Origin of the sequence: Frigoribacterium sp. CFBP9030 (assembly GCF_034045195.1) — a bacterium.
GTDB lineage: Bacteria > Actinomycetota > Actinomycetes > Actinomycetales > Microbacteriaceae > Frigoribacterium.
Map to the genome: position 1 here is coordinate 29367 of NZ_JAXCWG010000010.1, position 19525 is coordinate 48891.

The 19525-nt window shown below is 70.5% G+C and carries 19 protein-coding genes; 16 read left to right on the top strand and 3 right to left on the bottom strand.

The features are described 5' to 3' along the window. Positions 1–49: 49 nt before the first annotated feature. Both SOM13_RS11345 and SOM13_RS11350 read right to left on the bottom strand, forming a co-directional pair. The gene (locus tag SOM13_RS11345) at positions 50–919 is read right to left on the bottom strand and encodes a YitT family protein (protein WP_320479783.1); all 870 of its coding nucleotides are present in this window, start codon (positions 917–919) and stop codon (positions 50–52) included. Positions 920–1100: 181 nt separating this feature from the next. Next, positions 1101–1718, bottom strand: coding sequence for a hypothetical protein (locus tag SOM13_RS11350; protein WP_320479784.1), 618 nt, complete (start codon positions 1716–1718; stop codon positions 1101–1103). Positions 1719–2029: 311 nt separating this feature from the next. Between SOM13_RS11350 and SOM13_RS11355 the strand changes: the two genes are divergently transcribed. The 16 genes from SOM13_RS11355 (at position 2030) to SOM13_RS11430 (ending at position 18613) form a co-directional block, all read left to right on the top strand. After that, positions 2030–2386, top strand: coding sequence for a flagellar FlbD family protein (locus SOM13_RS11355; RefSeq protein ID WP_192061010.1), 357 nt, complete (start codon positions 2030–2032; stop codon positions 2384–2386). Position 2387: 1 nt separating this feature from the next. Next, the gene (locus tag SOM13_RS11360) at positions 2388–3206 is read left to right on the top strand and encodes a motility protein A (RefSeq protein WP_192061011.1); all 819 of its coding nucleotides are present in this window, start codon (positions 2388–2390) and stop codon (positions 3204–3206) included. Then, positions 3203–4243 (top strand): flagellar motor protein MotB, encoded by a 1041-nt coding sequence (locus SOM13_RS11365; protein WP_320479785.1) that lies wholly within the window; start codon positions 3203–3205, stop codon positions 4241–4243. Before SOM13_RS11360 ends, SOM13_RS11365 begins: the two co-directional genes overlap by 4 nt. Before the next feature lie 46 nt (positions 4244–4289). Beyond that, complete coding sequence (locus SOM13_RS11370) at positions 4290–5225, top strand: flagellar motor switch protein FliM (RefSeq protein WP_192061013.1); 936 nt, start codon at positions 4290–4292, stop codon at positions 5223–5225. Then, entirely contained in the window at positions 5222–5953 is a 732-nt protein-coding gene (gene fliN, locus SOM13_RS11375; RefSeq protein ID WP_192061014.1) for a flagellar motor switch protein FliN, read from the top strand. Before SOM13_RS11370 ends, fliN begins: the two co-directional genes overlap by 4 nt. 2 nt (positions 5954–5955) lie before the next feature. Beyond that, positions 5956–6705 (top strand): flagellar biosynthetic protein FliO, encoded by a 750-nt coding sequence (locus tag SOM13_RS11380; protein WP_320479786.1) that lies wholly within the window; start codon positions 5956–5958, stop codon positions 6703–6705. 269 nt (positions 6706–6974) lie between these two features. After that, positions 6975–7838 carry a flagellar type III secretion system pore protein FliP gene (gene fliP / locus SOM13_RS11385; RefSeq protein ID WP_320479807.1) on the top strand — a complete coding sequence of 288 codons (864 nt, stop codon included), beginning with the start codon at positions 6975–6977 and terminating at the stop codon, positions 7836–7838. Next, entirely contained in the window at positions 7838–8113 is a 276-nt protein-coding gene (gene fliQ, locus SOM13_RS11390; RefSeq protein WP_192061016.1) for a flagellar biosynthesis protein FliQ, read from the top strand. The genes fliP and fliQ overlap by 1 nt, the downstream gene beginning before the upstream one ends. An 8-nt stretch (positions 8114–8121) precedes the next feature. Next, positions 8122–8880, top strand: coding sequence for a flagellar biosynthetic protein FliR (locus SOM13_RS11395; protein WP_192061017.1), 759 nt, complete (start codon positions 8122–8124; stop codon positions 8878–8880). Between the two features lie 2 nt (positions 8881–8882). Further along, positions 8883–10139: an EscU/YscU/HrcU family type III secretion system export apparatus switch protein gene (locus SOM13_RS11400; RefSeq protein WP_320479787.1), complete on the top strand. Its 1257-nt coding sequence runs from the start codon at positions 8883–8885 to the stop codon at positions 10137–10139. Further along, a complete protein-coding gene (locus tag SOM13_RS11405; RefSeq protein ID WP_192061019.1) occupies positions 10139–12190 on the top strand; it encodes a flagellar biosynthesis protein FlhA in 2052 nt (683 codons plus the stop codon). The genes SOM13_RS11400 and SOM13_RS11405 overlap by 1 nt, the downstream gene beginning before the upstream one ends. A gap of 1 nt (position 12191) precedes the next feature. Further along, complete coding sequence (locus tag SOM13_RS11410; RefSeq protein WP_320479788.1) at positions 12192–13280, top strand: hypothetical protein; 1089 nt, start codon at positions 12192–12194, stop codon at positions 13278–13280. A 36-nt stretch (positions 13281–13316) separates the two neighbouring features. Continuing rightward, entirely contained in the window at positions 13317–13556 is a 240-nt protein-coding gene (gene csrA, locus SOM13_RS11415; protein WP_192061021.1) for a carbon storage regulator CsrA, read from the top strand. Positions 13557–13839: 283 nt separating this feature from the next. Next, positions 13840–16434, top strand: a complete 2595-nt coding sequence (gene lanKC / locus SOM13_RS11420; protein ID WP_320477437.1) for a class III lanthionine synthetase LanKC — start codon at positions 13840–13842, stop codon at positions 16432–16434. Further along, positions 16431–17141, top strand: a complete 711-nt coding sequence (locus tag SOM13_RS11425) for an ABC transporter ATP-binding protein (RefSeq protein ID WP_320479789.1) — start codon at positions 16431–16433, stop codon at positions 17139–17141. The genes lanKC and SOM13_RS11425 overlap by 4 nt, the downstream gene beginning before the upstream one ends. Next, on the top strand, positions 17138–18613 hold the full coding sequence (locus SOM13_RS11430; protein WP_320479790.1) for a hypothetical protein: 1476 nt from the start codon (positions 17138–17140) through the stop codon (positions 18611–18613). Before SOM13_RS11425 ends, SOM13_RS11430 begins: the two co-directional genes overlap by 4 nt. Here the strand turns inward: SOM13_RS11430 and SOM13_RS11435 are convergent. Beyond that, positions 18552–19409, bottom strand: a complete 858-nt coding sequence (locus SOM13_RS11435) for a spermidine synthase (protein ID WP_146853326.1) — start codon at positions 19407–19409, stop codon at positions 18552–18554. The genes SOM13_RS11430 and SOM13_RS11435 overlap by 62 nt on opposite strands. Positions 19410–19525: the final 116 nt, after the last annotated feature.

The window sequence follows — 19525 nt, forward strand, 5'->3', positions numbered from 1 at the left end:
CGGACTGATGCGCTCGGGGCGTTGAGGCCGGCCGGTCGAGCTCGGCGGCTCAGGTGCGGCCCAGGTACCGCCCCTGCTTGTGGTTGAGGGCGAGCACGAGGTTCAGCACGACCGCGCCGAGAGCCGAGAGCAGTACGACCCAGGGCGACGCGACGATCAGCGACAGGGCGACGATGACGACGTCGACGGCCATCTGGACGTATCCGGCCCGCCAGCCGAGTCGCTCCTGCAGCACGAGGGCGAGGATGTTGATGCCGCCGAGGCTCGCACCGTGGCGGAAGAGGATGAGCAGACCGACGCCGACGATCAGGTTGCCGCCGAGGGTGCCGTAGACCGGGTTGAGGCTGTCGATCCGGAAGGCGAGGGGGTGCAGGTACGAGAACGCCGAGACGAGGGCGACGGTCAGGGTCGTGCGGAGGGTGAAGGCGAGGCCCTTCTTCCACAGGGCGAGGGCGAAGAACGGGATGTTGACGGCGAAGAACAGCACGCCGAACGAGATGTGAGTGGCGTAGCTGAGCAGCAGCGCCAGCCCGGCGGTGCCGCCGGACACCGACCCGCTCTCCTTGAGCAGATACAGCCCGAACGAGGCGAGGAACACCCCGGTCACGACGCCCATCACGTTCTCGACGAGGGTGTGCCGGTTGGCATCGACGGTCGCGATGTTCTCGGTCAGGGCCGGGTCGTCGACGAGCGGGGTCGCCGTGTCGGGCGACAGCGCGGCGTCCAGCCCGGTCGAGTCGGGCGTCGAGTAGACGGGCGAGCCGGTCGAGTCGGGCGTCGAGTAGGCGGGCGAGCCGTCCGGGCCGTTCGTGGCAGCCGTGTCGGTCGAGCCGGTCGAGGGGGAGGCGGTGGTGGGGGAGGAGGGCCGGGCGACAGGGGTGGCGTCGCGCGTGCCGTCGTTCGCGGGGGTATCGGTCACCGGAGCATCCTGCCAGCCCGGTGTTACGCGCTCGTGTCGCCGGCACCCACCCCGCGCATCGAAGTGACCCGTCCGGGGCCCTCCCACCTCGCGAAGGCCCCGAACGAGTCACTTCGATGCCGCCCCGCCCTCCCTCCCTCCCCCCGAGGGCACCGAACGGGTCACTTCGATGCGAGCACGCTCACGCGGCGGTCGCCAGCACCAGGGGCACCACCACGATCGCCGTCGCGACGAGCACGAGGAGTCCCGTGACACCAGGCCGGCGGAGCGTGAACGTCACGGTGCCCGGCCTCTCCGCTTCGGCCTGAGGCCCCGTCATGGTCTGCCGCAGCGGAGTCGCATCCGCACCGACCCGTCGCGCCACGTCGGCCAGCGCTTCGGGTGCGAAGTACGCCTCGGTCAGGCCGACCAGGCTGCCGGACGAGTCGCGCACGCCGACGTACTCGAGCTCTTCGAGGCCCTGCTTCAGGCGGCAGTGGATGCCGCGCTGCGTTCCGTCGAGCAGCACGGTGCTCTCGCGCCCGAGGCGGCGGTAGGTCAGGCGGTCGGCCGTCACGGTCACCGTGGCGGTGCGGACGAAGACGATGAGGGTGGGGGCGACGATCGCGACGCCGACGGCGAGCACGATCAGCGTGCTGGGCCCCACGCGAGCCGTGACGAGCACGAGGAGGAGGGCGAGCGGGATCAGCGTCCTCTTCGCCCGGCGCCCGAACGACGACCATGCGGGTCGGTGGACGACGGGCTCCGAACCGAGGGCGAGGGGGGATGCTGGCGAGGGGGAGGGGCGGAGGGGATCCAAGTGCGTCGCTTTCGTCGGGCGGCGCTGTCGCCGCGTGGCCAGCCGTAACGATAGCGAACGTCAGCCTATCGACCGATATCCGCAACCCTCCCTGTGGAAAGCCCCCGCGCCTCCTCGGCCACCGCATCGATGCGACTCATTCGGGGCCCCCGAGCCCCGCGGAGGCCCCGAACGGGTCACCTCGATGCCGCCACCCCGCCGCACCTAACGGCCACCGACCCCCGGCCGATAGTGACCCGTAGCCACCCAGGACGGGAGGCCACCCCGCCCCCACGGATGGAGGCGGGAGAACACAGACCTAGGACGGGCCGATGATCGTCGTCACGCGACTCAACGACAGCAGATTCGCTGTCAATCCAGACCTCATCGAGCGCATCCACGAGACGCCCGACACGACGCTGATCATGGTCGACGGGGCGAAGTACATCGTGACCGAGCCGATGTCCGAGGTCATCGAGATGATCGCCCGCTACCGGGCCCGCATCGTCGCGATCGCCTACGACGAGCCGCACGCGACGTCGCCGTCCGTGCAGCCGCTCGGCACGCGCAGCGGCACCGGTCCGCAGCTCGGGCTCGTCCGAGGCTCAGGAGGCGCGGGTCGACTCAGCGACCTCCGCCCGGCCCCCGCAGACGAACCCGCCCCGGCCACCACCCCCGCGGGGCGCTGACGTGGATCCCGCGACCATAATCGGCATCGTCCTCGCGTTCGGTGCGCTGTTCGGCATGATCCAGCTCGAGGGCGTGAACCTCATGGGTCTGCTGCTGCCCGCGCCGATCATCCTCGTGTTCGGGGCGACGATCGGCGTCGGCATCGCCGGCACCACGATCCGTGACGCGATCCTCAGCTTCACGAAGATCCCCCGCGCGTTCACCGGCAAGGTGATCCCGCCGCAGTCGGTGATCGACGGCATCGTGGGTCTGGCCGAGAAGGCTCGCAGCGAGGGGCTGCTGTCGCTCGAGGCCGAGGCCGAGAAGATGGACGACCCCTTCATGAAGGGCGCGCTGCAGAACATCGCCGACGGCACCGACGGCGAGGAGCTGCGGATCCTGCTGGAGGACGAGATGGAGTCGCGTCTCGCGGCCGACCGCACGGCCTCGAAGTTCTTCATGAGCCTCGGCGGGTACGCGCCGACCGTGGGCATCGTCGGCACGGTCGTCAGCCTGACGCACGTGCTCGAGAACCTCGCCCAGCCCGACGAGCTCGGCCACATGATCGCCGCCGCGTTCGTCGCGACGCTCTGGGGTCTGCTCACCGCCAACTTCCTCTGGCTGCCCATCGGCGCCCGTCTCAAGAAGCTGGCCGATCTCGACGAGGCCCGCATGACGCTGCTGCTCGAGGGGGTGCTGGCGGTGCAGGCGGGAAGCCAGCCGCGCCTCCTCGGCGAACGCCTCAAGGCGATGGTCCCGTCGCATGCCCTCGAGCAGGGAGCGAAGGGCGCGAAGGCCACGAGCAGGGTCGACGCCGGCGACCGGGGGGTCTCGGTATGAGCGGGTCGCGCGGCGCTCGCAAGAAGAAGGTCCAAGAGGACGAGCACCCCGATGAGCGCTGGATGGCCTCGTACATGGACATGATCACGGTGCTCATGTGCATGTTCATCGTGCTGTACGCGATGTCGACGGTCGATCAAGACAAATACGTGGCGCTCCGCAACTCGCTCGCGACCGGCTTCGGGCAGACCGAGCTCGGCGCGATCGACTCGGCGTCGGGCACCGTCGTGCCGGTCGACCAGGTGACCCCCGAGGGCGAGGGGTACTCGGCGGGCGACGAGACCGACATGGCCGAGGCCGCGGCGTCGGGCGAGGCCGAGACCGGCGAGGGCACCGAGACGTCCGAGGCCCTGGCGAAGAGCGAGCTCGACGACCTGACGGCGATCAAGGCGGCCATCGAGGCGAATCTCGACGGGTCGGGCCTCAGCGCCGACGTGCAGTTCGCGACGGACGCCCGGGGGCTGACGGTGCGGCTGGTCGGGTCCGAGACGTTCTTCGGCACGAACAGCGCCGACCTGAGCGCCGAGGCGACGAGGGTCATGGACGCGATCGCGCCGGTGCTCAGCACCTCGGCGCACGACGTGTCGGTCGAGGGTCACGCCGATCAGCGCAGCTCGACGGCGCCGTTCGCGACGAACTGGGAGCTCTCGTCCGCGCGGGCGACGCAGGTGCTGCGCGATCTGGTCGAGCGGGGCGGCATGCCGGTCGAGCACATCCAGGCCGTCGGGTTCGGCTCGTCGCGTCCGCTGGCCGCCGGGGGCGCGCCGGCCGATCTCGCGGCGAACCGCCGGGTCGACATCGTCGTCCTGTCGAACCAGTCCGACGACGTCAGCGCCCTGCTGCCCGAGCTGCAGAGGGCCGCCGAGGGGGCCGGAGGTGCGGTGACCGCGGGTCGGAACGACGCCGCCGCCGAGGTGGCCGCCACCACGGCCGAGGCTCCCGAGCCGCTCGACGCCGAGGCGCCCGCCGCCGACGAGGCCCCCGACGACGCCGCCGCCGACCACGACTCCGAGGGGGCCCAGTCCGGGGGGCACTGATCACCGTTCTCTAACGCCCAGGAGGCGCGGGTCGATAGGTCCGTCCGTGACCCTCCTCGACGCTCCCGCACCGGCCGCGACCGCCGGCCCGTCGGCGCGCCCGCAGAGGACCGTCGAGGTCTACGACTTCCGCCGCCCGACGACGCTGGCGCGCGAGCACTCCCGGGTGCTCGAGCTGGCGTTCGAGACGTTCGCGCGCCAGTGGGGCACGCAGCTCACCGCGAAGGTGCGCGTGCTGTCGCAGGTCACCTCCGAGAGCGTCCAGATGCTCACCTACGACGACTACGCCGCGTCGTTGCCGGCGACCACGGCGATGGTGCTCTGCCCCCTCGAGGGAGTCGCGGCGAAGGCCGTCGTCCAGTTCTCGGCCTCGGCCGCGCTGGCCTGGGTCGGTCACATGCTGGGTGCGGCGAAGCCCCCGGTGACCCCCGAGCGCGCCTTCACGCCGATCGAGCAGGCGCTCGTCCGGCGTCTCATCGAAGACGCCCTCGACGATCTGCGCTACTCGTTCGGCGGGCTGCTCGTCGATCAGATCGGCGTCGGCGGCTTCCAGTACAACTCGCAGTTCGCGCAGGCGGCGCAGAAGTCCGATCTGATGATCGTCGCGGTCTTCACGATCCAGGTCGGCGAGCGCTCGTCGCTCGCGACCGTCGCCCTGCCGGCCGACGTGCTGCTGCCCCAGCTGGGCGACGCGACGCCGACGGTCGATCCGGCCGACGCTCGGCGTCTGCTCGGTGCCCAGCTGGCCTCGGTGCCGGTGGGCGTCTCCCTGCAGTTCGCCCCGGCCGCCGTGCTGCCGAGCGTGGTGCTCGGGTTGTCCGTCGGCGACGTGCTGCCCCTGCCGCACCCGCAGTCGCGTCCGCTCGAGATCCGCGTCGACGGTCAGCCCGTGGGTCGCGCCGCGGTCGCCTCGAACGGCTCCCGTCTCGCCGGGATCGTCGTCTCCACCTCACTGACCGGCACCGAAGAAGGAACCTCATGACCGCCACGACCATCACCCTGCACACCGCGGCGGCCGAGGCCCTGGTCGCGAAGCTGCCGACGCCCACGCCGTTGAGGGCCGTCCTCCTCGACGCCGGGCAGTCCGCGCAGAACCGGACCGCCGCCTCCCCGGTCGTCGTCACGTCGTTCGTCGGCGGGGTCTCGGCCGACACGGCGCTGGTGCTCGTCGACATGGACCGCCTCGGCGCCGCCGCCGGCACCGACAGCCCGCTGGTCTCGGTGACCGACGTGCTCCGGCCTGCGCTCGAGGCCGCGACGTCGGTGCTCGGTGTGGGAGTGCTCGGCGAGAGCCGTCGCGAGCCCGCCGACACGCTGCTCGCCGACCCCGACACGGTCGTCTTCGATCTGACCGCAGCGGGAGCGCCCGCCGGCTGGTTCGCGATCCGCCTCCGCGAGAACGGGACGGTAGGAGGCGCGGCGCCCGTCGATCACGCCGCCCCCCTGTTCTCGTCGATGGCCGGCAACCTCGGTCGCATCAACAACGTCGAGATGGCCCTCACCGTCGAGATCGGTCGCACGCGGATGTCCGTCCGCGACGTGCTCGGACTCGAGCCCGGCGCCGTCGTCGAGCTCGACCGTTCGGCCGGGGCCCCCGCCGACGTGCTGCTGAACGGGCGCCTGATCGCGCACGGCGAGGTCGTCGTCGTCGACCAGGACTACGCGGTCCGCATCACGACCATCCTCGACGTCGCCGACGGCGCGATCTGATCGTGGACACGCTCTTCGTCGGACTCCGCGTCGTCCTCTCGCTCGGCGTCGTGCTCGCACTGCTCTACGTGCTGCAGAAGCGCATCGTCAAGGGCGGTCGAGCCGGTCGTCAGGCCGCGCAGGTGACGGTCGTGGCGCGCCAGGGGATCGGCGCGAAGGCCAGCGTCGTCGTGGTCGACGTCGAGGGCGAGCGACTCGTGCTCGGGGTCACCGACGCGTCGGTCACGGTGCTGGCCGCCGCCGACCGTCCGGTCGAACCGGTCGCGCTCGAGCTCGTCCCGGCTCCCGCTGCGGCCCCGGCTCGGGCTGCGACTCCGGCCCAGGCACCGGCACCGAGCTTCGCCGCGGTGCTCTCCGCCCATCGAGGTGACGCGACCGGTGCGGTCCCCGCCCCAGAAGCCCCCCGACGCGTCACTTCGATCGCGCCTGTGCCCGCTGCGGCCGCCCAGAGCGTCGCCGCGGTGCCCTCCGCCCATCGGGGTGACGCAACGGGTGCGGTCCCCGCGCCCGAGGCGCCCCGACGCGTCACTTCGATCGCGGCCGGCGCGGCCGGCGACGCCGCCGTGAGCGCCGAGCCGATGCTGCGGCCGCGCGGCGCCGCGCGCCGCGCGGCGGCCGTCCGCGAGCGCGCCCCGCGCGACCTCGCCGAGCGTCGCACCGGTCGCGCCGCGAAGGCCCTCGACGGCTCGATCCTCGCCCCCGACACCTGGCGGCAGGCGGCCTCGGCCCTCCGCAGCGGTCGAGCCGGATGACCCTCCGCGCTCCGTCCGCCCGGACGACCCGCGCCTCCTTCGCCACCGCCGTCGCCCGCCTCGCCGGGCCCACCCTGCGCGACGGCCTGCGCGGTCGCACCCCGGCCAGCCCCACCTCCGCCGGCCGTCACTCGCTCGTCCGCACCGCGCCGCTCGCCGACCGTCGAGCCCTCGCGCGGCACGCCCTCGGCGCCGCCCCCGTCGGCACCGCCCCGCTGCGATTCGCCGACACCCGTCTCGCCCGCGCCGTCGTCGTCGCCCTGCTCGCGATGATCGTCGCCTCGGGCCTGATCATGCTGATCGGTCAGACAGCCCTCGCCGCGCCCGTCGAGCCCACCGCGCCCACCGCCCCCGTCGAGCCCGGCACCGGCACCCCAGGCACAGGCGCCCCCGGCACCACCGGCACCACCCCGACCGACTTCACCGACGGCGACCAGACCGAGTCCGACGGCACCGGCACCGGCGGTCTGAACATCGACATCAACGGCCCCGACGGTGCACCCAGCACGGCGGTCGTGACGCTGCTCGGCATCACGCTGCTGAGCGTCGCGCCGGCTCTGCTGCTGATGATGACGTCGTTCACGAAGATCTTCGTGGTGCTCGCGATGACCCGCAACGCCCTCGCGCTGCCGTCGATCCCGCCGAATCAGGTGCTGGCAGGGCTCGCCCTGTTCCTCAGCCTGTTCATCATGGCTCCGATCCTCGAGCACATCAACGCCGACGCGGTGCAGCCCTACCTCGACGGCAGCATCGACTTCCAGGCGGCGATCGACGCCGGCAGCGCGCCCCTCCGCGAGTTCATGCTCGCGCACACCCGCCAGGAGGACCTCGCGCTGATGACCCGCTCGGCCGACCAGCCGAACCCCGACAGCCAGGCCGACGTGCCGATGCTGACGCTCATCCCGTCGTTCATGATCAGCGAGCTGCGCGCCGCGTTCATCATCGGGTTCGTCATCTTCATCCCGTTCCTCGTCATCGACCTCGTCGTCAGCGCCGCGCTCATGTCGATGGGCATGATGATGCTCCCGCCGGTGATGATCTCGCTGCCCTTCAAGATCCTGCTGTTCGTGCTGGTCGACGGGTGGGGGCTCATCATCACGAGTCTCATCGAGAGCTATCAGGTGACCGCCTGATGGACTCCAACGCCGTCCTCGACATCTCGATGCAGGCCCTCGTCATCACGGCGAAGCTGGCCGCGCCGGTGCTCATCACCTCGCTGGTCGTGGGGTTCGCGATCTCGCTCCTGCAGTCGATCACGCAGATCCAGGAGGTCACGCTCTCGTTCGTGCCGAAGGCCGTCGCCGTCGGCATCGCCCTGATCGTCTGCGGGCACTGGATGATCGCCGAGATGGTCACCTTCACGCACGTGGTGTTCGACCGCATCCCGCAGCTGCTCACGGGCGGCTGACCCCGACCATGGATCTCGACCTCGACCTCAGCGGTCTCGAAGCGACCCTGCTCGCCGCCGTGCGGATGACCGCGTTCATCGTCGTCGCGCCGCCGTTCTCGTACCGGGCGTTCCCCGGCCGGGTGAAGGCGATGCTGGCGCTGGGGCTCGCGCTCGCCGTGGCCCCGCGGGTCTCGCCCGGCTACGAGTCGCTGGCGACGGGGCCGTTCGTGCTCGCCCTGGTGCTCGAGGTCGTCGTCGGCGCCGTGCTGGGGTTCCTCGTCCTCCTGGTCTTCTCGGCCGTTCAGGCGGCCGGCAGCCTGATCGACCTGTTCGGCGGGTTCACCCTGGCGCAGGCGTTCGACCCGCAGTCGATGATCAACGGCGCGCAGTTCACGCGGCTGTTCCAGATGACGGCCCTCGCCCTGATGTTCGCGAGCGGCGGCTACCAGCTGATCATCGGCGGTCTCACCCGGTCGTTCGACGCGGTCCCGCTGGGGCTCGGCATCGACCTGGCCGACCCGGTGTCGCTGATGACCAACGGGGTCACGCAGATGTTCCTCGCGACGCTGCAGATCGCCGGGCCGCTCTGCGTCGTGCTGTTCCTCGCCGACGTCGGGCTGGGTCTGCTCAGCCGGGTCGCCCCGGCTCTGAACGCCTACGCGATGGGCTTCCCGCTGAAGATCCTGATGACGGTCATGCTCGCCGGCGGGGTGTTCCTGGCGCTGCCGAGCGTGGTGCAGAACCTCTCGGGCGACGCCGCCGACCTGCTCACGGGGGTGAGGTAGCCATGGCCGACGACTCCGGCGAGCGCTCAGAGGACGCCACGCAGAAGCGGATGAAGGAGGTCCACTCCAAGGGTCAGCTGTCGAGGTCGCAGGACCTCAGCGCCTGGCTCGGGGTGGGCGCGGCAGCCGTCATGATCCCGACCACCATCGAGCGGGGCGCCGAGGCCGGCACCGATCAGCTGTTCTCGATCGGTCAGGCCATCCGGCACCCCGACGCGCAGACCGTGGTCGGGCTGCTGGGCGAGGGCGTGGGCTCGATGGCCGCGACGATCGGCCCGATGCTCGCCGTCGTCGGCATCGTCGTGCTGCTCACCGCGATCGTGCAGGGCGGGGTCCACATCAAGCGGATGACGGGCAACTACGAGCAGTTCAACCTGATCAACGGGCTGAAGACGACGTTCGGCGGTCAGGCCCTCTGGAACGGCGCGAAGGCCCTGATCAAGACGGCCGTGGTCGGTCTCGTGCTGTGGATGGCCATCCAGGGGCTGATGCCGGTGCTGATGAACGGCGGCGGCCTGAGCGTCTCGGCCCTGCTCGACGAGGCGACGTCCGGCACGGCGATCCTCCTCCAGGCCGCGGTCGTCGCCGGTCTGGTGCTCGCCGCGGCCGACGTCTTCGTCGTCATGCGCCGCAACCGCAAGAAGACCCGCATGACCAAGAAGGAGGTGCGCGACGAGAACAAGAGCACCGACGGCGATCCGCTGGTCAAGTCGCAGCGCCGTTCGCGGCAGCTCGCCATGAGTCGCAACCGCATGATGGCCTCCATCGCCGACGCGGACGTCGTGATGGTCAACCCGACCGACTACGCGGTGGCCGTCCGCTACGAGCCGGGTCGTTCCGCTCCGCGGGTCGTCGCGAAGGGCGCCGGCGCCGTCGCGGCCCGCATCCGCGAGCAGGCGGCCGCCGACGGGGTCCCGCTCGTCGAGGACGTCCCGCTGACCCGCGCCCTGCACGCGAACTGCGGTCTGGGCGACGAGATCCCGGTCGACCTCTACACGCCGGTCGCCCGGGTGCTGACCTTCGTCATGGCCCTCCGGGCGCGCGGCGCGTCGGCCGTCGCGGGCACCCACGCGAACCCCCGTCCGACCACCCCCGACGAGGTCGCCGCCGTGCTGACGCCCGGGTCGCTCGTGGCCGAGGCGGTGCCGCAGCGTCTGCGGATCGCTCGCGACGCCGTCGACCCGCCCGCGCCTCCCGGGCTCGCAGCCCGCCCCTCCCGCCCCGCTCCCCGTCCGTCCGCCTCCGGAGGAACCGCCTGATGATCAAGACCCTCCCCAAGCTCGCCGTCCCGGTCGGCATCGTCGGCATCGTGCTGCTGCTCGTGGTGCCGGTGCCCGCTCCGATGCTCGACGTGCTGATCATCCTCAACATCCTGCTGGCGCTGGTGATCCTGCTGACGACCCTGTTCGTCAAGAAGCCGCTCGACTTCTCGGTGTTCCCGTCGCTGCTGCTCGTGGCGACGCTGTTCCGGCTCGGTCTCAACGTGGCGTCGACGCGGCTCGTGCTCGGCGAGGGCTTCGCCGGCGAGGTGATCGAGGCCTTCGGTCACGTGGCGGTCAGCGGGTCGATCATCATCGGCTCGGTGATCTTCCTGATCCTCGTGGTCATCCAGTTCGTCGTCGTGACGAAGGGCGCCGAGCGCGTGGCCGAGGTCGGGGCGCGCTTCACCCTCGACGCGATGCCCGGCAAGCAGATGGCGATCGACGCCGACCTGAACGCGGGTCTGATCACCGACGAGGTCGCGAAGCAGCGCCGGGCCGACGTCAGCGCCGAGGCCGACTTCTACGGCGCGATGGACGGCGCGTCGAAGTTCGTCAAGGGCGACGCGATCGCCGGCATCATCATCATCATCATCAACCTGGTCGGCGGCGTCGCGATCGGCGCCCTGCAGAACGGGATGGAGATCGGCGAGGCCCTGAACCACTACGGCCTGCTGACGATCGGCGACGGTCTCGTGACGCAGATCCCGGCGCTGCTGATGGCCGTCTCGACCGGCATGATCGTCACGCGCTCGGGCGCCGACAGCGACATGGGCTCGCAGGCCGCGACCCAGCTCGGGCAGTCGCGCATCGCGATCGCGGTGGCCGGCGTCGCCGCGATCGGAATGGGGTTCATCCCGGGCATGCCGATCGTGCCGTTCCTGGTCGTCGGCGCGACGCTGCTGATCGTCGCCCAGCGGCTCGCGGCGAAGTCGAAGGCCGAGGAGGCGCGCGCGGCTCTCGAGAGCCGGCAGGCCGCCGTCGTCGCCCCCACCGACACCACCGACGACCTGCTCGAGCAGATGCGGGTGCACGCGCTCGAGATCCTCCTGGCACCCGACCTCGTCGACATGGTCGGCGGCTCGTCCGACGACCTCCTCGGCCGCGTCAAGGCGCTGCGTCGCAAGATCGCCGTCGACCTGGGCATCGTGGTGCCCCCGGTCCGCACGCGCGACAGCGTCGATCTGCCGCCGTCGACCTACTCGATCCGGATCGCCGGGGTCGAGGCCGGCCGCGGTCAGGCGCCCGCCCGGTCGGTGCTGGCCCTCGGCGAGCACCTCGACGCCCTGCCCGGCACGGCGACCGTCGAGCCGGTCTTCGGTCTGGCCGGCAAGTGGGTGCCCGCCGAGATGCGGCACAGCGCCGAGATGACCGGCGCGACCGTCATCGACCGGGTGTCGGTGCTCGTCACGCACCTGTCGTCGATCATCGCGGACGAGGCGGCGCGGCTGCTCAGCCGCGAGGACGTCCGGGTGCTCACCGAGGGCGTCAAGCAGATCAACCCCTCGGCGATCGACGACCTCGTACCCGGCATGCTCTCGCTGGCCGAGCTGCAGCGCGTGCTGCAGGGGCTCCTGGCCGAGCGGGTGCCGATCAACGACCTCGGGCGGATCTGCGAGGGGCTGACGCTGCGGGCGAAGGTGTCGACCGACCCGGAGGGGCTCGTCGAGGCGGCCCGCGCCTCCCTGGGGCCCGCCCTGGCGGCTCGTCATCTCGACGGTTCCGTGCTGCGGGTGATCATGATCGACCCGGGGCTCGAGCAGTCGATGCTCGAGGGGCTGCGGCCGTCCGACCAGGGCACGCAGATCCTGCTCGACGGGCACCGGGTCGAGCAGGTGCTCGGCTCGCTCCGCGACTCCGTGGCGGCGGTCGAGTCACAGGGGCTGAGCGCGGTGCTGGTCTGCGCACCCGCCCTCCGCCCCGCGATCCACCGACTCGTCTCGGCGCAGCAGAACGGCCTGCCGGTGCTGTCGTACCAGGAGGCGACGGCGGCCGGGTCGACCATCGAGACCGTGGGCGTCGTGCGCGCCAGCGATGCGATCGTGGCCTGAGATGGCTCCGACGAGAGTGGTGATGACGGGCGAGTCCCTCGACGAGCTGCGTCGGCGCGTGCGTGAGGCGCACGGCCCGGGCGCGCGGATCGTCGCGGCCCAGCGGGTGACCGTCGGGGGAGTGGGCGGGCTCTTCGCGCGCAAGCACTACGAGGCGACCGTCGACGTGCCCGACCCGTCGGCCGACCAGCCGTCGGCCCGCGTCACAATCACCCCGCCGGCGTCCCGGGCCGGCATCGCGGCGCTGCTGGCCGACGCCGACGCCGCCGACGGGTTCTCGCCCGCCGTGCCCGCCGCCCCGGCCGCGCTCGGGTCCGCGCCCTCCTCGACTCCGGGGGCCGATCCGTTCGACCAGGTGATGTCGGGCGCGCGGGTGCCCGGCGACAGCCCGCGACGTGCCGCCCGTGCCGCCGCCGCGTCCGCCACCGCCGCCGCGTCCGCCGCCGCACCTCGCGACGCGTCCCTAGGGGTGCAGCCGGCGACCCGCAGCGACGCGTTCGCCGAGATCATGGACGACCTCACCTTCAACGGCATCGCCCCGGCACCGCGCGAGCCGGTCGTCCCCGCCGAGGAGGCGCGGCCCGGCCCCCTGACGAACGCCGCGGAGTTCCTCGCCGCGGCCGCCGCCTCCTCGTCCCCCGCGCTCGTCGCGAGGTCCGAGATCGACGTGCCCGCGCCTCCTGCCGTCCTGACCGGTGCCGGAGACCTCGTGGTCGTCGTGGGGCGCCCCGGAGACGCGTTCCGGGTGGCGGCGCAGATGGCGTCGTCGTTCGGCTTGCGGTCGGTCGACGTCGACGACCGGCGGAGCGCCATCCTGGCCCGGGCCGAGGGGGTCAACGGCGGCACGGCCGTGGTCACCGCGCTCGCGTGGGACGCGTCGGCGGCGGAGGCCCTTCGCTCGATGTCCGCCGACCAGGTGTGGGTCGCGGTCGACGTCGGCCGCAAGCACGACGACACGGCCCGCTGGGTCGAGGAGGTGCGGGTCGTCTCCGAGGTCGCCGCCGCCGCGGTCGTGGGCGAGGCCGACACCGCCACGCCGGGCACGGTGCACCTGCTGGGCGTGCCCGTCGGGTGGCGCGAGTCCCTCTAGACCGATCGTTCGCGTCAGCCTGGGTAAGGTGGTCGGATGCTGGTGTTGACGCGCAAGGTCGGGGAGCGGATCCTCATCGGTGACGACATCGTCATCACCGTGCTCGACTCGCGCGGCGACGGCGTGCGTATCGGCATCGACGCCCCTCGCGGGGTGAAGATCCAGCGCGAGGAGGTCGTCAAGGCCGTCGCCGAGGCCAATGCCGAGGCCGCCGCGGCCCCCGCCGACGCCGAGGCCCGCCTCCGAGCCGCCCTCGGCGGCCCCGCCCCCCGCTGACCCCCGCCGCACTCGTCCGTCGATGACAGAGCGCCCTCCCATCGCAGTGATGGAAGGGCGCTCTGTCGTCCGGGTCAGAAGCAGAGGAAGAAGCTGACGGAGCTCTTCAGGAGGTCGAAGTCTCCGTCGACTCCCGCTGACTCGACCTTGAGAGTTTGCAAATCGAAGATGTTCATGGTGCTCCTTCTCTGGTGATGTGATCTACATCGGGGCGTTCGCCCGAGCAAAACCTAACTCGACAACATGCGACATGTCAACCAGTCGTTATTGCTAGTCTCGTCAGATGAAGCGAGCTGCGAATGAATCCATGGTGCTCATGAGGCGCCGCCGTGACGAGGCGGGCATCGCCGGCTCGGGTCTAAGGGGCGAGGCCTTCGCCCTTCCCGAACTCGACTGGTCCTCATGGACGCTTCAGGCGGATGAGGAATGGGTCAGGCTCACTGATGGCGGTTCCCTTCCTGATCAGGGGTGGAAGATCCACTGCTCGTCAGAGGAATCTGTCGCGCAAGCGGTCCTAGAAACCGTCTCGCGCTTCTGCCACGAGCGATCGGCGACGTTCAAGTACGTCCCGACAGTCGGACGTCTCGCATGGCGGAATTCGAAGCAGGCGCCGGCGGAAGCAGCTGCCAAGTTCATCACCCTCTACCCTCGACCCGAACAGCTCGAGGAGTGGCTGGTGGAGCTGCACCAGCAGATCGGCGATGTCGCCGCACCCTCCATTCTCGGCGACCTCCGATGGAGAGGCGGGCCGCTTCATGTTCGCTACGGAGGTTTCCGGCTACGAAAGGTTCTGGGCTCCGACGGTCGTCTGGTGCCTGCCATCTTGGGGCCAGAGAACCGCCTCGTGCCCGATGTGCGAGGCACCGCATTTCATCCACCTGCCTGGGTCGAGCTGCCATCGTTCCTCGTGGTCCAGCGAGACGAACTCCGGGCTGCCGACCCAGAGGGTCTCGCCGACTACGACTTCGAGTCCGCGATCGCCATGACCGCTGCGGGCGGGACATACCGCGCCGTTCGGCGCGTGGATGGTGTCCGTGTGATCCTCAAAGAGGCGCGCCCATTCATCGGCGTGGCCTCAGGTGAGGCGACGGCGCGCCTGTCTCACGAGAGTCGTATCCTCGAGCAGCTGATCGACGTCGAAGGGGCTGTGACGAAGGTCGCGTCGTTCACGGCTGGTGGCCACGCTTTTCTCGTACTCCGAGCGGTCGAGGGTGACACTCTCAACAGGATCCTCTATTCGCAGAACCCCCTGATCTCGGCCGATTCCAGTGTCGCCGAACGCGTCGCTTACCGGGATCGCGTACTGGCCCTCATGCGACGAGTCTCCCGAATCGTCCATCGGCTGCATGCCAAGGGTCTGGTCCATGGGGACCTGCACCCCGGAAACGTGATCATCGGTGGCGGTGACCGCCCTGTGATCATCGATTTCGAAGCCGCGTCGGACTCCCGCGATGTGATCTCCGAAGCCGCCGTCATCGGGGTCCATGGCTACGCAGCCCCCGCTACGATCCGAGGTACGAAGCGTGATGAGTACGCTCTCGCCGCCATGACGCTCAACGCCTTCGTCCCGCTGTCCTTCCTTCACGACCTCGACACTGGCCTCTTGGGGGTTCATCTCGCTGCGGCACGTGAAGCATTCCGGCTCGACGATGGTCTCTGCGCGTCGCTTCATGCCGCGCTGGATGTCTGGCACGCCCGCTCCATCGAAAACGCGGACGATCCAGTCCCTGGGCCCGCGGACTTGAATCGAGCCGCAGGGCCTCACGAGATCGACGATCTCACCCGTCGTGTTCGAAAAGGCCTGTCGGCGTGCATCGACGGGTACGCGGCGCGCGCCGAGGTCGTCCGGCCGGCGGGCGCTGTCTGGCTGATGCCCGCCGACGGAGCTCCATGGCTCGATGAGCTATCAGCGTTGCAAGCAACCGGTGGTCTCAGTCGTGACGAGCGACTCCTTCTCATGAGCAGTGTGGGCCGACTTATCAGCAGTGCGGCCCGACCTTCCCTGACGTTCGGGCTTCTAGGAGGTCTGGCGAGTCACGTCGAGCTGCTCGCCGGTCAGAAGTCGCCCGGGGTCGAAGCTCTCGTGTGCAGGCTCAGGGATTCGCTCGCAGAGACCGACGATCTCGGGCTTCGGGATGGCCTCGCTGGCATCGGGCTCTCCCTCCTCGCGCACGAGGTTCGCAGCTCCTCCCCTTCGACGGTCAGAGCTGTCGACGAGATCTCTCGTCGACTCTCGAATGAAGTCGTCTCAGTGGACACGTGGCTACCCGGACTTCTCGACGGGCTCGCCGGCATCGCTGTGTTCCACATCGCCTATGCCCGGGAACGAGGATGCGCGGCGTCGCTTGCGCGGGCTCGCGCGCTACTGGTTCAGGCACTCGGTCGGTGCGTGTCCACACCAGACGGGCGTCTCGAGGTGCGAGATGGTTCGCGCACACTGCCGACCCTCGCCGATGGCTCAGCCGGGCTGGGATTGGCCATAATCCTCTACCTCGCCGAAGTCGGCGATCCCGAACTCGAACGAGCCCTGCCAGGCATCGAGCGTGCTTGCAGTGCCGAGCTCGTCATCCACGCGGGACTCTTCGACGGCAGAGCGGGAATGATGCTGTTCCTCGTCGAACTCGCCAGGTCGGAGCGTGGCTCGGGGGAAACCTCCCAGATCGTCTTGCGCCACGCCCAGCATCTGCGATGGAGTGCTGTCCGGACACCTGAAGGGATCACATTTCCCGCGCGAGATCTCGAGAGGACCGCGACGGGTCTGGCGCATGGTGCTGCTGGAGTCCTCATCGGTCTCGATGCCACGAGCAGATTGCTGAGGGGCGGCGATGCTCTCGCCTCATTACCCGACTATCTCTCCCTCTGCGCAGGCGGACGATGATCGCGGCGTCGCTGACCGAGGTTGGTCTGACCACGGTCGATGCGCGAGGCGAGCACAGACGGGTCCTGAGTGGCATCTCTTTGCACGTCTCCGTGGGCGAAGTGGTCGCGGTGGTCGGCCCGTCTGGAGCGGGCAAGTCCTCGGTGCTGTCCTGCCTCGCCGGCCTCGACCAGTGCTCAGAGGGGCGGGTCGAGATCGTCGGGGTCGACCCCTGGACGCTGAACGCCTCAGAGCGCGCCGACCTCCGCGTCAGCAACGTCGCGCTGCTTCTCCAGGGTGATGACCTCTTACCCTCGCTCACCGTCAAAGAGAACGTCGAGCTGATCCATCGTCTCCGCCGGGAGCGGCCACCAGCATCGGTGATCGACGGCGCTCTCGACGACATGGGTCTGCTCCCTCGGTCGCAGGCGTTGCCAGAGGGTCTCTCCGGAGGGGAGCGGCGCCGTGTCGCTCTGGCACGAGTCGCCGTACAACCTCCCCGGCTCACCCTGCTCGACGAGCCGACCGACGGGCTCGATCACCGCTCGGCCACTCGGGTCGTCGACATGATCATGCGTCGTGCGCAAGCGGGTGCTGGCGTGGTCGTCGTGACTCACGATCATGCCGTCGCGAGTCGGGCCGATCGGGTCGTCTTCCTCGCCGGGGGACTCGTCCGGTGCGAACTCGTCAACCCATCGCTCGCCGAGCTCGAGGCGCTGTTCTCGTGAGTCGAAACGACGTCACGGTCTGGCTCGCCTGGCGGTCGGTGCGAGACGATCCCCGCGGAATCCTGGCCATCGCTGTGACCAGCGCGGCGGCCACGGCGGCACTCACACTGGTGCTGACCGCTACCTTCCTCGCCTCCGAGGCGCTGGCACTGTCGGCTTCGCAGCGCTCCCAGGGCGACTTCGGTCCGGTGGTCTCCATGACGGCGCTGGTGGCGACCGTCGCGGTGATCCGCGTACAGGCGCTCATGGGCCGGGACGCGGAGCGCGACGGTGCCATCCTTCTGGCGGCAGGTCTCAGGCCCGTAAGCCTCGTCCGGATCGCCCACGTCACGACAGGTGCCGGTTCACTGATCGGCGCCGTCTGTGCTGTCCCAGTCGTCGCCGTCCTGGCGTGGGCCGTCCTGCCACTCTATGTCGGAGCATCCGCGGCTCAGTGGGGACTGGTCCTGAGCGTCGCACTCGCCTGGTCCTGCAGCGCCATCCTCGTCACAGCCGTGGGCTCCCTCGCCGCAGGCCGGGTCGCCTCCCTGGCCGCGGTCCGTCTGCCCGCGCGAGTCCTCCGGGGCGACGATGCCGATCGCGCCGAGGCCGCACCGTCCCGTGGCTGGCGTGTCACGGCCGTCCTCGCGATCTGGGTGGTCTTCGTCCTGCCCGTCGTGGGGGCCGTGGTCCTCTGGGATGCTTTGCTCGCTCTGTCGAGCGCCCGATTCGATCTCTTCGACGCCACGGACCTCCAGGCCTTCGAGATGTTCACGCCGACGCTCCGGGTCATAGCCCTCCACTCGACGATGGTGCTCGGCGCGATCACCAGTCTCGTCCTCGTCTTCCCTCTGTTCGGCCCGCGTCTCCTGCGCCGGTGGACACACGCGGTCCCCGTCGGTCGCGGTCTCGTCTGGAGGCTCGTCCGTGCTCGGACCGGGCTGTCCACCGTCGCCAGCATGTCGGCAGCGACCATGGCAGGACTCGTGATCGGTCTCGTCGCGGCCCAGCAGTCCACACTCGAACTAGGGTCCATGCTCGGTGCCCTGCCCGACGGTTCGTCAGCCGCCGCCTGGAGCGACATGGCGCTGGCGCTCGGCCCGGCGGCTGCCGTGGCGTTGACTGGCGCATCGGCGGTCCGGTCGCTGTCCGGTCCCCGTCGGGATCCGGATTGGACGATCCTGGCGGCCCACGGCGCCCCGCCGTCCCTCGGGCGCCTGGTGATCCTCGTCGAAGCGGTCGTGATCATCGTCACCGCCGCGGTTCCCGTCCTCATCGCCGTGACCATGTCGACCGCCCTGACGCTCGCGATCGCGACCGCGGGCGGGACCGCCGTCGCACCTCATCCGCCGAACCCGACACCCGTCTTGGCCGCTGCGTTCCTCGCGGTGATCGCTCTGATCGGTGGTGCGGCTCTGAGTCGGATCGCGGCTACCGCGCCCCGAACACGCTCCGCGACGGCTCGGGCGACGGCACGGCGGTGGCGTCGGTGACGACCGGCGCTCCGGCGATGAAGTCGCGCAGCTCACGACCGTGCACGACCTTGGCCGGCAGCGGGTCCGACGAGTAGAGCCGGGGCATGCGGTCGGTGGGCAGCGGTGACGGCGAGCCGATCAGCACGACGTTGCCGAACCTCCTGCCCTTCAGGGTGGCGGGGTCCGCGACGGCCGCGACGTGCTCGAAGACCGTCGCCAGGGTCGACGCCTGCCCCCGGGCGAAGGCCAGGCCGGCGCCGTCGGCGGAGTTGACGATGAGCATCCCGGTCGGCGACAGGAACTCCGCCGCGGCCGAGTAGAACTCGAGCGAGGTCACGTGCGCGGGGATCTGCGACCCGCCGAACACGTCGACCACGAGCAGATCCACAGTGCCCCGCAGCCCGGCCGGCAGCTTCACCATGACCTCGCGGGCGTCGCCGTAGCGGACCCGGATGGAGGCGCCCCGCGGGAAGGGCAGTCGCTCCCGTACCAGCGCCACGAGATCCGCCTCGAGCTCGATGACCTGCTGGCGCGACCCGGGCCGGGTGGCCTCGACGTAGCGGGGCAGCGTCAGGGCGCCGGCGCCGAGGTGCAGAGCCGTCACGGGGCCCTCGGGGAGCAGATCGATGGCGTGGCCGATGCGGTGCACGTACTCGAAGGCGAGGTGGGTCGGGTCGTCGAGGTCCACATGCGACTGCGGCGTCCCGTCGACGATCAGCGTGTAGGCGCCGGGGCGGTGGCGGTCCTCGTCGATGCGCGCGAGACCCGCGCCGATCGAGATCTCGGCGGGGGGTTCGTCGTGCTGTGCGGCCATGGGGTCAACCCTGGCACGGGTTATACCGAATCCGGCACAGAAGGTCAACGACAGGGCTTGCCAGGCGTGTCCGCAGCGACCTAGTATGGACCTTTGCGCTCCCCGTGCGTCGACTC

What these genes read in the sequence shown, in the direction of transcription:
- SOM13_RS11425 (WP_320479789.1), top strand. Translation starts at nt 16,431, where the DNA reads ATGATCGCGGCGTCGCTGACCGAGGTTGGTCTGACCACGGTCGATGCG.
- SOM13_RS11410 (WP_320479788.1), top strand. Translation starts at nt 12,192, where the DNA reads ATGGCTCCGACGAGAGTGGTGATGACGGGCGAGTCCCTCGACGAGCTG.
- fliP (WP_320479807.1), top strand. Translation starts at nt 6,975, where the DNA reads ATGATCGTCGCCTCGGGCCTGATCATGCTGATCGGTCAGACAGCCCTC.
- SOM13_RS11435 (WP_146853326.1), bottom strand. Translation starts at nt 19,409, where the DNA reads ATGGCCGCACAGCACGACGAACCCCCCGCCGAGATCTCGATCGGCGCG.
- csrA (WP_192061021.1), top strand. Translation starts at nt 13,317, where the DNA reads ATGCTGGTGTTGACGCGCAAGGTCGGGGAGCGGATCCTCATCGGTGAC.
- lanKC (WP_320477437.1), top strand. Translation starts at nt 13,840, where the DNA reads ATGAAGCGAGCTGCGAATGAATCCATGGTGCTCATGAGGCGCCGCCGT.
- SOM13_RS11365 (WP_320479785.1), top strand. Translation starts at nt 3,203, where the DNA reads ATGAGCGGGTCGCGCGGCGCTCGCAAGAAGAAGGTCCAAGAGGACGAG.
- SOM13_RS11395 (WP_192061017.1), top strand. Translation starts at nt 8,122, where the DNA reads ATGGATCTCGACCTCGACCTCAGCGGTCTCGAAGCGACCCTGCTCGCC.
- SOM13_RS11405 (WP_192061019.1), top strand. Translation starts at nt 10,139, where the DNA reads ATGATCAAGACCCTCCCCAAGCTCGCCGTCCCGGTCGGCATCGTCGGC.
- fliN (WP_192061014.1), top strand. Translation starts at nt 5,222, where the DNA reads ATGACCGCCACGACCATCACCCTGCACACCGCGGCGGCCGAGGCCCTG.
- fliQ (WP_192061016.1), top strand. Translation starts at nt 7,838, where the DNA reads ATGGACTCCAACGCCGTCCTCGACATCTCGATGCAGGCCCTCGTCATC.
- SOM13_RS11400 (WP_320479787.1), top strand. Translation starts at nt 8,883, where the DNA reads ATGGCCGACGACTCCGGCGAGCGCTCAGAGGACGCCACGCAGAAGCGG.
- SOM13_RS11355 (WP_192061010.1), top strand. Translation starts at nt 2,030, where the DNA reads ATGATCGTCGTCACGCGACTCAACGACAGCAGATTCGCTGTCAATCCA.